This is a genomic window from Methanobrevibacter sp., assembly GCF_017468685.1.
Lineage (GTDB): Archaea > Methanobacteriota > Methanobacteria > Methanobacteriales > Methanobacteriaceae > Methanocatella.
Genome location: NZ_JAFUHT010000064.1, coordinates 1 through 15,790, shown reverse-complemented (window position 1 = coordinate 15,790; position 15,790 = coordinate 1). Strand labels below are relative to the sequence as shown.

Below are 15,790 nucleotides of genomic sequence, written 5' to 3'. Positions count from 1 at the left end.
TAATATGGGAATGGGTCAGGCCCGGAAGGGAGCAGCTCTACTGTTAACATTCAATGCTTGTAGAATCCCGGGGTGGAGTTGGGTTTTCTAGATCACTTGTATTTTTGAGATTAGTCCACTTTTGAACATGCCATTTAATGAAAATAATTAAGTTTATAAATAAGTTTTGACATATAATTAATTATACTGTTTTTCACATGTCGAGATGGCCCAGCCTGGTACGGCGTTGGACTGCTAATCCAATGGTCTTATGACCTCCGGGGTTCAAATCCCCGTCTCGGCGCTTTTATTATTATTTATCAATTTCTTGTTCATGGTTGTATTCCAATCCAATTGGGCAGGTATGTACTGTTGCTGATTTTACAATATCTATTTTTTTAACAATTTCTTCTTGAACGATATGTGCAAGTTCGTGAGATTCGGTTAAACTCATATTTCCATCAAGTTCAATATGTAATGTAACAGTTGCATAAGCTCCTAAATAATCTACTTTTATATCATGAGCAGTGTTTATATTGATTGATTCATTTGCAACTTTTTCAATTTCTTTAATTAACTCTTCTGACGGTACTTTGCCCATTATGTTATCAATATTTTCTTTTCCAATTTGATATGCTGTTTTTATAATCAGACAGCCGATTACTAATCCAATTATAGGATCTAAAATTGGAAGCCCCATGTTTGAAACAATTACTCCAACTAACACTGCTACTGATGAGAAAATGTCAGTTTTTTGATGTTGTCCATCTGCAACAATTGCTGGACTGTTAATCTGTTTTCCAATTGAAATGATGTATTCACTAATCCTTAAGTTCACGATTATTCCTAAAGTAGCCATTATTGCAGCATATGTATCTGGGATGGTTATTAACTCCGGATGAACTATTTTATCTATTGCGCCGGTTATAATTTCATATGCGATAATAGCTAAGAATACTACTATAAGTAATCCACTAATAGCTTCTGCACGGCCATGACCATAAGGATGTTCTTCGTCAGCAGGTTTTTGCCCAATTACAAAACCAATGTAAGCAATAATGGAAGTGGCCACATCAGATAACGTATGTGCTCCTTCAGATACTAATGCATAACTTCCAGATACTATTCCCACAACTATATTTAAGATGGTTAAAATACAATTTGCGATAATTGCAACTGTTGCAGCTTTTTTTCCACCTTTGCTTCTAAATTCATCCATTTACTACACGCTCTTCTAGTATGTCCATTGCTTTTTTGATATTGTCATAGGAATTAGCATAAGACATTCTAACATGTCCTTCACCATTTGAACCGAATGCGGCTCCGGATACGGTTACTACACCGGCATCTGCAGCTTTTTTAACAAATTCTTTATCTTCAATTTTTGGAAATACATAAAATGCTCCTTCTGCATTTACAGTTTCATAGCCCATATCATTTAATCTAGTAACAATCAAATCACGTCTATTTTTAAATTCATTAACCATTTTATGCACTTCATCTTGTGGTCCGGTTAATGCTTCATAAGCTCCTCTTTGTGCAGTAGAATTAGCGCAGGCAATGCTGTTTTGATGTATTTTAAACAGTTCTTCGCAGTATGTTTCGTTTGCGGTTAGATAACCTATTCTTAATCCAGTCATTGCATATGTTTTTGAAAATCCATTAATTGTAATTACATTATCACTATATTTCGCAGGTGAATAGTGTTTTTTATCATATATAATTTTTTCATATATTTCATCGGATATAATTAAGAAATCTTTATCCATTGATAAGTCAGCTATTGCTTTAATATCCTCCTTCTCCATTACGGCTCCAGGTGGATTTGATGGGGAATTTAAGATTATTGCTTTTGTTTTATTAGTGATTTTTTCTGCCACATCATCTGCTTTTAATTTAAATTCATTTTCCATTTTACAATCGACTGGCACTATTTTTCCACCAGCCAGATTTAATACTGCTTCATATAATAAAAAACTTGGATTAGGTAAAATTACTTCATCACCCTTTTCAACAAATGCCTGAGTACTGACATACAATGCTTCACTGGCACCGACGGTAACGATAACATTTTCAGGATCTGTTGTTATTTCATTATCCTTTTTGAATTTTTTTGCAATTTCTTCTCTTAGTTCAATATATCCTTTGTTGGGAGTGTATTGTGTTTCGTTATTGTCAATTGATTTTTTCATTGCATCTTTTATGTTTTGTGGTACATTAAAGTCAGGTTCACCAATTCCTAAATTTATTGCACCAGGTTTTGTTGCTTCAAACATTTTTCTTATCTGGGATAATTCAATTAATTTTGTTCTACTTGCAGGATTAATCATAAATTTTTACCTCACTTATTATATAATATATTATTATAGTAAATTTATTTTTTTCGAGTAATTATTTTTTGCATGCTCCACAATTGTAACATGGGGATGTTTCACACCATGGAGTTTGCTTTAAGTTTCTCAATCTTTTATGTTCAATTTTTAAAAATCTGTCATTTATTCCAACATCAATATTGTTCCAAGGCAATAATTCGTCTATTTCATATTTTGGAGTTATTTCTCTCCATTCTTTAAGGGGGACTTGTTTTGTTATTGATTTCTCAATAAGTTCACCAATGCTACTATTTCCACAAGACAATATATATTGGATGAGTCCTTTTTTAGGACTTTCGCATTTAATGTTATAATTTTTCATTTCTTTTTTTATAAATCGGGTTTTCTTTTTAATGTCTTTAAAATCATAACCCTCCCATTGAAGAGGAGTATGTGGTTTTGGAATTACTGGATTGATACTGAATTTAACTTTTTTAGGATTATTATGCATATGGGCAATTTTTTTCATATACTCACAAAGATCTTTTATGTCTTCAATACTTTCTCCGGGTATTCCAATCAGGAAATATAATTTTATATTGAAATCCAATTCAACGGCATTTTCTATTACAGTAAAAATTTTATTTTCTAGTATGTCTTTATTGATTACTTTTCTAAGTCGGGGAATTGATTCAGGTGCAAGGGTAATTGTTTTCAGGCCACTTTTTTTTAATGTTTCCAAGGTCTCTTTAGTAATTGATTCTATTCTAAGTGAAGGTGTTGAAATTTGAAATCCCTCCGCTTCAAGCCCTTTAATTAATTTATCCAAATCTTTGTAATCTGAAACTGCTGCACCGATTAAAGTAACCTTATTCAGGCCAGTGTTTTTTCGATTTTCAATTGCAAGGTCTATTAATTTTTTCCAGGATGTTTCTCTAACAGGTCTGTATAAGTAGCCTGCCATACAAAATCTACAACCTCTTGTGCAGCCTCTTGAAACATTTAGCATTATTGAATTATTGAAAATGCTCTGATAATCCTCATTGTCGCTTTTATTTAATATGGGCTGGGTGATATGATAAGTTTCATTCATATTCTCTATAATGGATATTCTTGTTTTATTGTTAAACTCAGGAATGTAAACTCCATCAATTTCCAAGAATTTTCCCAAATTTGTATTTTGAAACTTGCCGTATATGTCTAAAAATTTATTGATTGTTTGTTCTCCTTCTCCTATAATAAAAATATCAATATAGTCAGATAGAGGCATAGGATTGGCGGTAGCACAAGGCCCTCCAGCAATAATTAATGGATCACTAGCAGTTCTATCTTTTCGTTTTAGTGGAATTCCAGTATTTTTTAACATTTCCAAGACATTAAAATAATCTTCCTCAAATTGAATAGAAAAGCTTATTATGTCAAAATGATTGAGTGGATTATTTGATTCAAGTGATTTGGTATTCGGATAAACTATTCTCTCACACCAAGTATCCTCACGTTCGTTAATTAAATTATACAATATATTATATCCTAAAGATGACATTGCAGTTTTATAGATGTTGGGATAAGCTAATGCGAATCGTATATCTATTTTTCTGAAATCTTTTTTGAATATATTTTTTTCGTATAACATTAAATCAACTTTTTTTAACATTTGTAATTTTTAAATTTATTTCTTCTTTTTCACTATAATATTTCAATTTTAATCTATTTTTTCTTATTTGTACAATTATTTGTTTATTTTTTTTAAATCTACTTAATTTTAAATATTTTTTCCTATAAAAATTTATTAAATTTAATTTTCATTTTTTGTAGTTTTGTTAAAATTTTATTTCCATTTTGAGAAATTAAAGATTATTGTTAATTGTTTTAATATATTTTTTGTTTTATTTATTAAATATATTCATTTTTAATCTTTTTTCATTAATTTAAGCAATTTAAATAGGTTTTTTTCATATTGGGCTATTAAAAACATTTATATAAGATAAAATTATAATCTTTATCCACTCATTATGAAATACTATATTTTAGTATAATCATATTTTACTATAAAATTTTCGTAATGAGAACCAAGAGGTGGAAAAATTTCGATAAAAAATAAAACATTGATTATATCTATTGCACTAATGTTATTCCTTGTAATGGGTGTCGTTAGCGCTACAGAATCAATTAATGTTTACAATACAGAAGATTCAAATTTAATAGCAGATGATGTGGATTCATTATCTGAAAATAATAAATTAGAAATTTCTAACGGGGTTTCTATCTCACAAACTAATATAGTTAATTCTCATGATGATAATTTGGGGGATTATTGTAATGATGAAGTTCTAAATGAGGGTGCTGAGTCAAACGATGATCAACAAAAATTAACTTCTGATGAGGATAATGCAGACGGGGAAAATACTTTAAGTTCTTCTAGTTCAAGTTCTGATAGTGTTGTTGCTGCTAGTTCAAGCAATGATTTCGTCAGTGCTGACAGTTCAACTGATTCAAGTATTATTGCTGCTAGTCCTGTTTCCACAAAATTAAGTATAGCTGATACTCATTATGGATCCTCTGCTACTTATTTTGATGTAACTTTAAAAGATAATGACGGCAATGTTTTAGCTAATCAAAAAGTAACTTTAAATGTCAATAAGAAATCTTATTCAGCATATACCAATGCTAATGGGGTTGCTTCAGTTAAAACTGACAGTTTGAATATTGGCACATACACAGTTTCATTAAGTTATGGGGGAAATTCAAATTATGCTTCCTCTTCACTTTCAAAAAATGTTAAAGTATTGTCTTCAGCAATCGGAAGTGATTTAACTAAATATTATGGATATACATCTGAGTATAAAATGACATTTTGGAATGGTAACTCTGTATTGTCAGATACTAAAGTTACTTTCACTATAAATGGTAAATCTTATACTAGAACAACAGATAAAAATGGAGTTGCTACTCTTAATATTAATTTAGCTGTTGGAAAACATGTTGTTAGTGTTACCAATCCTTACACAAAGGAAAAAGTTTCACATAAAATAACTGTTAAAAAAGATAAAACAAAAATTACCGCTAAAAGTAAAACATATATCCATTCCAACAAAAAAGGTAAATTTGTTGTTGTTTTAAAAACAAAACATAATGCATTGCTTAAAAATCAGAAGGTCACCTTCACTTATAATAATAAAAAAGTAACCTCAAAGACTAATGCGAAGGGGGAAGCTAAAATAACTATCCCTGTTCTTGCTAAAGGTACTTATAAAATTAAATATGAGTTTACAGGTAATGGTAATTTGTATGCTAAGTCCGGTCATGCAAAATTAATAGTTGCAGATCCGACCACTAAAGTATCTTCTTCAATTGTAGTGATGTATTATCATGATGCAACTAAATTCAAAGTCAAATTAACAAACAGTAATGGAAAAGTTTTACCTAATAAAAATGTCAACATAAAAATCAATGGAAAAACTACTGTATGCAAGACCAATAGTAAAGGTTATGCAAAACTTTCATTAAAAAATGTTAATCCGGGTACATATTCAGTAAAATACTCTTATTCAAAATATGGTTCTAAAGACTATAGTCATGGTTCTAATAGGGTCATTATTTTAAAATTGGTTGCTAAGGTAAGTGCCGGCGATTTAACTATGAAAGCTAATGAAAATGCTGATTATAAAGTTACCGTTAAAGATCAATCCGGTAAACTTCTTAAGGGAGTATTTGTAAAATCCACTGTTGGAGGCAAATCTTATATTTACCAAACTGATTCAAACGGAGTTGCTAAATTCAAGGTCACTCAAGGGGTAGGTTATTACTCTGTGAAAAGTATTGTTGCAGATCCGTATTATAAGTCAGCTTCAGTTTCCAAACATATTACTGTAAAAGGAACTAAATTCATTGCTCAAAATACTTATGTTCCTGTTGGAAATAGTGCAACTTATTCAGTTAAATTGGTTAATGAGAAAAACACTCCTGTTAAAGATAAGGAAGTTAAATTCACATTTAACAATAAGGTGTTAACTTCAAAAACCAATTCAAAAGGTGTTGCAAAAGTTAGTTTAGGTGTATTATCTAAAGGAACTCATAACATTGAGTTCAATCATGAGTCTGCTCATGGTTCAGCAAAAATATATTCTGTAAGTAAGGTAGCTATTAAAGATTTAGTTGCTTCTTCAAAAAGTGTAAAAAACTATATTTCTAAACATTCAAAATTACCTTCTTCAGTTAAAGTTGGGGACGTGTCATTTAAAACTGCTGATTATTTATATCTGGTTTCAAAAGCTGTTGTAAATCTTAAAGCAGGTAATAAAAATGATATTCCTATTAAAATTCTAAGTAATCCTAAAAAGCCTAAGACTACATCCAGTTTAGGTTATTTGAAAAATTATCTTAGTGTAGCAAAACGTGTAGTTAAAGTTGCAGAATCTAAAGGAGTATTGCCTAATTCAGTCAGTTCTAAAGTTGGAACTATTGGTTATGGCAGTCTTGTAGGTTCAATGTCAGATGCACTTGTTTATTATGGTAAGCATAATAAAATGCCGTCTTATGTTGCTGTGAAATCTGTATCTGGTTCAGCTTCTACAAAAGTTGGTGGTCTAAACTCTAAAAATACTATTAGTAATTTGGCAGCGTACTTGGCAGCTTCTAAAAACTGTGAAGTTAACGATGCTAAAATTAAGCAGTTAGTCACCAAGTTGACAAAGAACTGTAAGACTGAAAAACAGAAAGCTAATGCGATTTTTAAGTTTGTAAGAGATACTCTGTCTTATAGTTTTTACTATAATACCAAATATGGTGCTGCAGGAACATTGAAAACTAAATCCGGTAATTGTGTAGACCATGCACATTTGACTGTTGCAATGTTTAGGGCTGCAGGTTTAGCAACTAGGTATGTTCATGCAAAATGTACTTTCACAAGCGGTCATACTTATGGGCATGTTTTTGCTCAAGTATTGATTGGTAATACATGGACTGTTGCTGATGCTACAAGTTCTAGGAACTCGTTAGGTAAAATAGGAAATTGGAATACTCATACATATAAACTTGAAAGTTATTCTTCAAGTATTTCATTCTAATTTTCTATTTTTTATTTTTTTTTAAACATTTTTTCTCTTTTTTTATAGCTATTAATTTATACAAGTTCAAATAAACATTTAACTAACAAGCTAATTTGGACAATATTATGAATTCTAAAAAGTATAATAAAGTGGCTGTAGGTGGAACTTTTGATAAATTTCATGATGGACACAAAAAATTATTATCCACTGCTTTCGATATAGGTAATGAAATTGAAATTGGAGTGACCTCTGATGCTTTTGGAGGTTTAAAAGGAGATATTGATTCTTGCAGAGAAAGGATGGCTAATCTTAAATCTTTTTTTGCAGATAAATCAAATTTCGTTGTTGTTCCGTTGGAAGATCCTTATGGAACTACAATATTTGACAGTGATTTTGAAGCTATTGTTGTTAGTGAGGAAACTGAACCTACTGCTGTTGAAATAAATGAAATTCGTGTTTCTAAAGGAATGAATCCTTTGGATATTGTCGTTGTTAGTTTTGTTTTAGCCTATGATGGAAATCCTATTTCTTCAACACGAATTAGGCGTGGTGAAATTAATCAAAATGGGAATTTCATAGAATAATTTTAAAAAAATATCGATATGTTTATATGTGCAATTCGATATAATATTAATTGACATAAAAATATTTTTATGTTATTGAGAGGTGGTTATATGGCAGTAAAAATTGATCCGGATGTATGTGGACACATTGAAAATTGTCCTGTACAAGGGTTATGTATTAAACTTTGTGAACAAGGAGCAATCATAGAAGAAAATGGGGATGTAAAAATCGTTCCTGAAAATTGTGACGATTGTGATCTTTGTATACAAAATTGTCCAAATCAAGCTATCTCCAAAGCGTGAGGGATAATATGTTTAATATCGAGAGAAGTGGTGAAGAACACCGTAATTTATCTTATAAAGATATAAATTGTGTCGGATGTGGAATATGCGTTCAGGTATGTCCAACCGAATCGTTAAGATTAGGACCTCTTGTCCCAATAGCAAGAGGTTTAATAGAAATGGATTTAATATCTATTAATTCCGATTCTTGCGTATTTTGCGGGTTATGTTCTGTTGCATGTCCATTTGATTCATTATCATTGACTATTGATGGAACAAATGTTAAAGATATGAAATCTTATCCAATTTGGGAAGTGGAATCAACTGTTTGTGATGATGATTGTATTTATTGCGGTCGATGCTATCAAGTATGTCCACAGGATTCAATTATCTTTGAAAGAAATCTTCCAGAGGCAATTGATTTGGTAAGAGGAGAAATAGATATTGATAAAGATAAATGTATTTATTGCTCTTTTTGTGCAGATATGTGTCCTGCTGGTGCAATTGAAATTAATAATGTTCCAAAATCAAGTAATGATTTGTTAAACAATTCAATTGGTGTGGATTTATCTAAATGTATATTTTGTGGAATTTGTAAAAGAATTTGTCCTGAAGATGCAATTATGCAAGTTTGTTCTACTTGTATGTATAATGATGAAATTAAAACTCCAGAAATTACAGGATCAACATTTATTTTGGATGAATCCTGTGTAAGCTGTTCATGGTGTTCAGAAATTTGTCCTGTTGATGCAATTACAATTACTAAACCATTTGATGGTAAATTGGAATTGGTTGAAACTGACGAAAAAATTTGTAAAGGCGATTCATGTCATGCATGCCAAGATGTTTGTCCATGTAATGCTGTTACAATAGTTGATGGCAAATCTGTTACTAATTTGGAGTTCTGTAATTTATGTGGTGCTTGTGTAACTGCATGTCCGCAGGATATTAGAATTTTAAATAGGACATCAATGAAATTGAATAATATTAATTCTGAATCTTGGAATGAAATATTAAATACTTTAGTAGGAAAATAGAGAGTAATCTCTCCATTTTCATATTTTATTTAAGATAAAATCTCTTTCTTGTTTTAACACATTTTTCATATTGTTTTGTGTTTGATTAGTTATGTTGGACATATAACTTCCAATTAGAAGCACAATTATAATTAATCCTCCAATAATTAGGATTAATTCTGCACTTCCCTGGCCTTTATTGTCAAGTTTTTTTCTATACATGGGTTCTGTTGTCAAGGATAGTGTTTCGAACATCTATGATGTCGTCTTTTGCTTTTAAGCTGACATCGCTAGTGTTCATGTATGATCTGTATATTGTTAATGCAAGCAATGCAATAACAATAACTCCCCCGAACAGAAGAATGTATTCTGCGGCACCTTGACCTGAATTTTCTTTGAAGAATTTTTTCATTTTTCTCATTTTTTTCACCAGTATTATGTTGGATTTTTTACTATATTAATATTACTATTTTTTAAAAAAGTATTACTTTTGATGTTTTTGCATTGATTTTTCTTATTTTATCCATTAACTTTATAAATAGTTTTTAATAAATTAATTAATAGTTAAATAATAGAGTGATAATAATTGATAAGGGTGAAAACGTGGGAAATACAATAAAATTAGTTTCAGGTTTTATTTTATTTGTAATTGGTGTTCTCATCGCATATGAAACAACAGTGTATAACTTAATCGACATCCTTTTAATTGTAGGATTAATAATTTCTATCGTTGGAATTATACTTATGATTAGTTATTTTGTTGAAACTAATGCTGATAGGACAACTAATAAGATTAAAGAATTTTTAGAATCTCGTGAAGGTATGGGTTCTTCTTTTGGAAGTTTTGAGAGGTCATCAAATAAAAACACTTCCAATGGTCCTTTAAAAGTTAGAAAAGAGTTCAATGATTATGAAGAACCTGCTTATGAAGAATTTGTAATGGATGATTATTCTGAATCAGATGGTAGCTATTTTAATGATGATTATGATGAAAGCTCAAAGGCTGTTTTGAATGTTGTTCCGCAGCAAGAACCGGAAGTTGATTTCAATAAACAGCTTACATTTACTCCTAATTATGGAAAACCATTAAAGGTTACTCGTGCTCCTAAAAGAAGACAAAATGATTACTTCTCTGATGAGATTCCAGAGTTTGTTGTTGAATCTACTGATAAGTCTAATGAAATTCAACGTGCTTTAGCTCAAGAAGAACCAGTTATTGAACCAGTAAATGATATTCAAACCGTGGTTGCTCCAGATGTTGCAAATAATAGAGAAATTAAAATTGATATTAATAATCCTGAGAGTTTACCGGTTCCAAAATCATTAAATAGTTATGTAATTTCTGATAATGGGGTATTGACTTCTAAAGAGGCATTTGATAATCTGGCAGTGAATGTAAATAAGGAAATAATGTTGGAAATTCCTTCTTTAAATGATTTGTCTGACAGGTTTTTATCTCATGTTCCAACAATTTATTCTAGAGTAATTATAAATGAATTTGATGTTTCAGACATGTCTTATATGTTTTTAATTTCATCTCTTTTAAAACAAGGGGTTCATATTAAGACAGTTCCAAAAGTGCATTCAATTAATTTAATCACTGATGATTCTCATGCTATGATTATTTCAGAAGGCAAAAATAATATGGAATATGGTGCAATTTATAATGATAGAATTTCTATTTCAAATATCAGGGCAGATTTCGAAAAAACATGGAACATTGCTTCTAATTTAGATGAAAATGTTCTCATGGCTGCTGCTAATGGTGGTGTCGCTTAATGGAAATTAGGTGGTTAGGTCATTCTGCCTTTGAAATTATTAGTGATGATAATGTTAGAATATTAATTGACCCATTTATTAGTAACAATCCCAGTTGTGAAGTTCCTGTAGAAGAATTGAATCCTGATATTATTTTATTAACTCATGGACATTCTGACCATTTTGGTGATGCTTTAGAAATTTCTAATAGTACTAATGCACCTATAGCATGTATCCATGAAATTTCACTCTTTTTAGCAAAACAGGGAATTAGAAACATTAGTGTTAATATCGGCGGTTCTTTTATATTTAGAAATATTAAATTTACCATGCTTGAAGCAAAACATTCCTCTGACATTGATATTGTCGAAGAGACTGTTCCTGGAGGAACTGCTGCAAGTTTTCTTATAACTTTTGAAGATGGAACTAAAATATATCACTGTGGTGATACAGGATTATTTGGTGATATGAAAGATATTATTGGTGCTATTTATAAACCTGATGTTGTGATGGTTCCTATTGGTGATAAATTTACTATGGGTCCATTCGAAGCTGCTCTTGGTACAATGTGGATGAATCCAAAAGTGGTAATTCCAATGCATTACAATACTTTCCCACCTATAGAACAGGATCCTGCAATATTTGCTAATTTTGTAAGTCAATTTAATCCGAATATTGACATTGTGGTTATGAACCCAAATGAATATTTTGAATTTAATCCTGAAGATTATCAGGATTAATTTTTTTCATATTTTTTTCTTTGATGATATTCTTCATCAATATCGCATTTTCCAGATGGCAACACTCTGATGATGTCGTCAAGTGTTAATAAATCATCTTCATTAATTTTATGGATAATTTTTTTCGCTATTGCTTCTTTTTTCATAAATCCTGGTTTTAATACGACATAATTTTCACAATGTGCTTCTAAAGCTTCAATTGGTCCTGCCATTATTCTTTTTCCTTCATAATCAACAATACCAATTGCTAATTTTACTCTTGAGCCTCGAATATAGTTTCTGTGGCCTCTTATTACAAATGATCCTTTTGGTAAAAATTCTCCGGATTCGGGTGTTTTTGTAACTTGGTCCGGATGAACCCAAAATACGTCTTGGGATGTGAAACCCATTGACCAAGCAGATGAAAATGATGCTGCAAACTCTCCGGATTCTTTGATGAGAGAATCATTTAACTCATCACCATTCAATTTTATTGCAGTTGATGATGCTCCATGTATATCTGCATGTAAATAAATATCATTTGGCTCTAAATATTTTTTAACAACACTTTCATTACTGTTGGCATCACGCCCGCCAATAACCAAATGACCGTCTGAGCTTAAAAACCATCTTAACTTTTCATACCATTTTAAATTTTTCTTAACTCTCTTTTTAGGTACAGCGATATTTTCCATTGCAATATCCTTTTTAGCTTTAATTTTTTCCAGCTGTTTTTTAGTGTTTTCAATAGCTATTTGTGCACCTTTTGTTTTTCTTTTAGCTTTCTTTGCTTTTTCATAATAATTTTCAGCATTTTCAGGTATTGTTAACTTCGGATCTATTAATAGAGTGGTGTTATCAATATTTAAGGTCAATACTCCCATTTTATCAATAGATTCATAAATTTGGGCTTCATTCATTCCATCTTTTTTAGCTTTTTTCAATGTTTTACCAATTTCTTTAAAAGAATAATCCTTACTCCTTGCTTGGTTGACAACATTTACTACATTTTCGATGGTAGGGTAATTAGAATAAATAACCTCTCCTTTATGTTGACTATCATCAATGGTTTTATAAAAATTATCAAGTGTCTCTTGTTGTAAACGCAACCTTTTTTCAAACTTATTTACTTTCTTATTCCATGCTGCCTCTTTTATATTTTTTATATCAGTATTGACTTTTTTTGAGTAGAATTCATCGCATGCTTCATTAAATGTTTTATAATAAGTTTTTTCAAAAGAATCGTATTTTATTAAGTCAAGCGCTACGACATCTTCTTTTGATTCATTTTTTACAATTTGTGGTTTGATATTTTCTTCGGTAAGATTGTCGAATAAGTCTTTAAATCCGGTGTATAATGCAGATAATTGCTCATCTGAAATTTCATTGTTAGGTGTATTTTTATCAAGTTCTATTATGTCATTGGCTCTTTTAATAATTTCTTCTGCGTATAAACTTCCTAATCCATTCATTGCAAGGGTTCTAACGATATCGCTGTCATGATTTTCAAATAACTCTTTAAATTCACTTTCACTTGCAGTAATTGGATTTATTCCTCTTTCTTCCGGAAATTTGTATTCTCTTTTTGAGCTTATGTCTCTTGCACTTAACTGTTTTCTTTTAAGTGGTAAGATAATATTGTTTTCATCGTCCAATAGAATTATGTTTCCTTTATCAAACAACTCAACAATTATAGTATAATATTTGTCTTTTTTTACCCTGATTTCCACTACACGATCAAAATTATGCTGTTTTATGCTTTCAACATGAGCTCCTTTAACTCTTTTTCTTAAAAGCATAGGAAATGTTGGTGGAGTTGTTGGATTTTCAAGTGGATATTGGCTAATGTGTATTCTAGAGCCACACTGCATTACTAAATCTATTCTTCCAGTTCCTGGAACATGAAATCTCATAACTACAATGTCTTTTGTAGGTTGGAATGATTTATCGACTCTAGCACCACTTAATAAATTATTTAGTTCATTACTTATTGTAAAAATGTCAACGTTTGACATGGATTTCATTATAAAACACCTTTTTCAATCAATACTTTAATATATTATAATCACTAAAATTATATTAATATATTTAATTTAATGGAGGATATACATGGACGCTACTGTTAAAGTTACTAGTATTCATATAATTGCAGGCCTTGTTGCAGCATTAATTTCCGCAGGTTTGACTGCCGGTTGGTTTGGATTTAAAAATGATGTATTTGCATTTTTCGTTGCTGTAATAATATTATATTTTATTGGCCAATTTTCCCAAAAAATTGCTGGAGATGAAATCTCCGGATTTAGTCAATGGTTATGGGATGGAATTTCACCATTCTTCTTTACATGGGTTATTGCTTATACATTATTTGTAATGTACTTATAATCCCCCAAAGAAAATCCAAATAAATACTATTAATAATGCGGTAATAAGTAAGACTGGAGCTATAATTTTACTGACAGCCACTACTGAACTGATTGTTGAAATCAATTCTGTTGAATTGTTTGGGCCGAAGGTATTAAGATTCCTAATTTTTTCAGTTCCAGTTCCAACTTCTACTTTTTCTAAATCTTTTATCGCTTCAACAATACTGACTTTTACATATTCAATAATTTCAGGTCTTTTTGCTATTCCAATAGGATTATAACCTCTTGAAAGAGTATTAACCGTATGAGTATCAGTTGTCATGACTTCAATTTCATCAATTTCTAAATCACTTACTGCATCAATTATTTCCTGTCTAAAACCAATCTCCATATTGTTTGAGTCAAACAGTACATAAGCAGTTCTCTGACCGTCCACTTCAACAATCATGGTTTTCAAACCGCTTTCACCGATTCCTTCCTGTTTGTCCAAATCGCCCATTGTATTATGATTGCAACCGACTTTAATATCATACTTTTCCTGATCAGCGTTGATTTTATCAATAACATCAATCAACTGGAATACTTCAGAGTTTCCAGGAAGAACTTCTCCACTTTCTGCAGTAAATGAATTGTGACAGTCTACAATAATTGAGTCTCTGACGTTACATTTGCTTCTGCTTTGAGCCATCATTGTAAGTCCGACACCAAATTCAATGTCATCAACAGCTTCAGGAGCGAATGTTGAAAGGATTATCATTCCTTCATTGAAAAACTGAACGCCGACATTTGCTTTTTCCGAAGTGTATCTGACAAATTTGCTTCCGCATTCACAGTACTCAACTTTATTTAGGCCATCTTTAACTGCTTTTTCCACTTTATCGATTTCTGAAACTGCAATAGGATTGAAATCGTGGGTTGAAGGTCCATGTGCAACCATTGTGAAATGATCAAACTTATTTGCAAGAATTGTTGGCATGTTTGATCCTCCAAGGTCTCCTAATGGTCCTGGATGGACTGATGGGGAAATGAACAATGCTTTAATTCCATTTTCATTTCTGAAACTTACAAAAGTGACAATTGTATCAATCGCTTCGCTCATGTTCTCAAACAATCCTTCAAGGGAGTTTGATCCTTCATTCATGTGAGCAATAAATAAACTTAATAAATCCAAAACGCCAATTCCCAAATTCTTTTTAAATGGGGATGCGATGACGGTAATGAATGCATAGATTGCTAAAACAAAAATTATGGAAGCAATCAGTGCTTTAATCATTACTTGAAGTAAAACTGGTCCAATAAAGCTTGTGTCTATGAATAAGAATGAAATGAGTATGTATAATGCTAGGATGAGTATAGGTTGGATGAATCCAGTAATGGCTGCAACAGTGAATCTGACTTTTGATGTTGCCCAAAACACTAGAGTATTGACTCCATAAATTATGACGCAACCGAATAATGCGGAATTAACGAAAATGTCTACATTAATTATTCTTGAAATGATACAGCCTAAAATGATAAAAATGCCTAAAATAAACATAGAAAGTCCTGATAAAAACATTGAATGTTTTATTTTCAGATTGATTCCATGAAATGAACTTATAATCTGTTGGTTTAGGGCACCGCTCATTATTGATGCAACACCTAAAACAATCAATCCGAATAATCCTCCATATATGAAATCTAAAATTATTCCCTGGTTAGGTGTCAAATCAATTAAGTAATATGTGCTACCAATCAAAAAACTTAAAAT

The 15,790-nt window shown here is 30.9% G+C and carries 14 protein-coding genes and 1 tRNA gene; 8 read left to right on the top strand and 7 right to left on the bottom strand.

What is annotated here, in order from left to right; all coding sequences use genetic code 11:
* Positions 1 to 199 precede the first annotated feature (199 nt).
* A tRNA-Ser gene (locus IJ258_RS08310) sits at positions 200 to 283 on the top strand.
* A gap of 9 nt (positions 284 to 292) precedes the next feature.
* On the opposite strand, the gene IJ258_RS08305 is transcribed toward IJ258_RS08310, so the two are convergent.
* The 3 genes from IJ258_RS08305 to IJ258_RS08295 form a co-directional block, all read right to left on the bottom strand.
* Positions 293 to 1,198 carry a cation diffusion facilitator family transporter gene (locus IJ258_RS08305; RefSeq protein WP_292805675.1) on the bottom strand — a complete coding sequence of 302 codons (906 nt, stop codon included), beginning with the start codon at positions 1,196 to 1,198 and terminating at the stop codon, positions 293 to 295.
* Positions 1,191 to 2,309: a pyridoxal phosphate-dependent aminotransferase gene (locus IJ258_RS08300; RefSeq protein ID WP_292805673.1), complete on the bottom strand. Its 1,119-nt coding sequence runs from the start codon at positions 2,307 to 2,309 to the stop codon at positions 1,191 to 1,193. The genes IJ258_RS08305 and IJ258_RS08300 overlap by 8 nt, the downstream gene beginning before the upstream one ends.
* Positions 2,310 to 2,370: 61 nt before the next feature.
* Positions 2,371 to 3,924 (bottom strand): radical SAM protein, encoded by a 1,554-nt coding sequence (locus IJ258_RS08295; RefSeq protein WP_292805671.1) that lies wholly within the window; start codon positions 3,922 to 3,924, stop codon positions 2,371 to 2,373.
* Between the two features lie 493 nt (positions 3,925 to 4,417).
* On the opposite strand from IJ258_RS08295, the gene IJ258_RS08290 reads away from it, so the two are divergent.
* The 4 genes from IJ258_RS08290 (at position 4,418) to fwdF (ending at position 9,221) form a co-directional block, all read left to right on the top strand.
* The gene (locus IJ258_RS08290; protein ID WP_292805669.1) at positions 4,418 to 7,357 is read left to right on the top strand and encodes an Ig-like domain-containing protein; all 2,940 of its coding nucleotides are present in this window, start codon (positions 4,418 to 4,420) and stop codon (positions 7,355 to 7,357) included.
* A 107-nt stretch (positions 7,358 to 7,464) separates the two neighbouring features.
* On the top strand, positions 7,465 to 7,923 hold the full coding sequence (locus IJ258_RS08285; RefSeq protein WP_292805667.1) for a phosphopantetheine adenylyltransferase: 459 nt from the start codon (positions 7,465 to 7,467) through the stop codon (positions 7,921 to 7,923).
* Between the two features lie 90 nt (positions 7,924 to 8,013).
* Complete coding sequence (locus IJ258_RS08280) at positions 8,014 to 8,205, top strand: 4Fe-4S binding protein (protein ID WP_292805665.1); 192 nt, start codon at positions 8,014 to 8,016, stop codon at positions 8,203 to 8,205.
* Between the two features lie 8 nt (positions 8,206 to 8,213).
* Positions 8,214 to 9,221: a tungsten-dependent formylmethanofuran dehydrogenase subunit FwdF gene (fwdF, locus tag IJ258_RS08275; RefSeq protein ID WP_292805663.1), complete on the top strand. Its 1,008-nt coding sequence runs from the start codon at positions 8,214 to 8,216 to the stop codon at positions 9,219 to 9,221.
* Between the two features lie 18 nt (positions 9,222 to 9,239).
* On the opposite strand, the gene IJ258_RS08270 is transcribed toward fwdF, so the two are convergent.
* Together IJ258_RS08270 and IJ258_RS08265 are read right to left on the bottom strand one after the other, a co-directional pair.
* Positions 9,240 to 9,422 (bottom strand): class III signal peptide-containing protein, encoded by a 183-nt coding sequence (locus tag IJ258_RS08270; RefSeq protein WP_292805661.1) that lies wholly within the window; start codon positions 9,420 to 9,422, stop codon positions 9,240 to 9,242.
* Positions 9,415 to 9,621 carry a class III signal peptide-containing protein gene (locus tag IJ258_RS08265; protein ID WP_292805659.1) on the bottom strand — a complete coding sequence of 69 codons (207 nt, stop codon included), beginning with the start codon at positions 9,619 to 9,621 and terminating at the stop codon, positions 9,415 to 9,417. Before IJ258_RS08265 ends, IJ258_RS08270 begins: the two co-directional genes overlap by 8 nt.
* A gap of 182 nt (positions 9,622 to 9,803) precedes the next feature.
* On the opposite strand from IJ258_RS08265, the gene IJ258_RS08260 reads away from it, so the two are divergent.
* Positions 9,804 to 10,979: a hypothetical protein gene (locus tag IJ258_RS08260; protein WP_292805657.1), complete on the top strand. Its 1,176-nt coding sequence runs from the start codon at positions 9,804 to 9,806 to the stop codon at positions 10,977 to 10,979.
* Positions 10,979 to 11,698 (top strand): metal-dependent hydrolase, encoded by a 720-nt coding sequence (locus IJ258_RS08255; protein ID WP_292805655.1) that lies wholly within the window; start codon positions 10,979 to 10,981, stop codon positions 11,696 to 11,698. Before IJ258_RS08260 ends, IJ258_RS08255 begins: the two co-directional genes overlap by 1 nt.
* Here the strand turns inward: IJ258_RS08255 and rqcH are convergent.
* The gene (gene rqcH / locus IJ258_RS08250) at positions 11,695 to 13,701 is read right to left on the bottom strand and encodes a ribosome rescue protein RqcH (protein WP_292805653.1); all 2,007 of its coding nucleotides are present in this window, start codon (positions 13,699 to 13,701) and stop codon (positions 11,695 to 11,697) included. The two genes, IJ258_RS08255 and rqcH, sit on opposite strands and share 4 nt — an antisense overlap.
* Positions 13,702 to 13,786: 85 nt before the next feature.
* On the opposite strand from rqcH, the gene IJ258_RS08245 reads away from it, so the two are divergent.
* A complete protein-coding gene (locus IJ258_RS08245; protein ID WP_292805651.1) occupies positions 13,787 to 14,059 on the top strand; it encodes a hypothetical protein in 273 nt (90 codons plus the stop codon).
* Here IJ258_RS08245 and IJ258_RS08240 read toward each other — a convergent pair.
* On the bottom strand, positions 14,054 to 15,790 hold a 1,737-nt coding region (locus IJ258_RS08240), incomplete at its 5' end, for a DUF2070 family protein (RefSeq protein WP_292805649.1). The two genes, IJ258_RS08245 and IJ258_RS08240, sit on opposite strands and share 6 nt — an antisense overlap.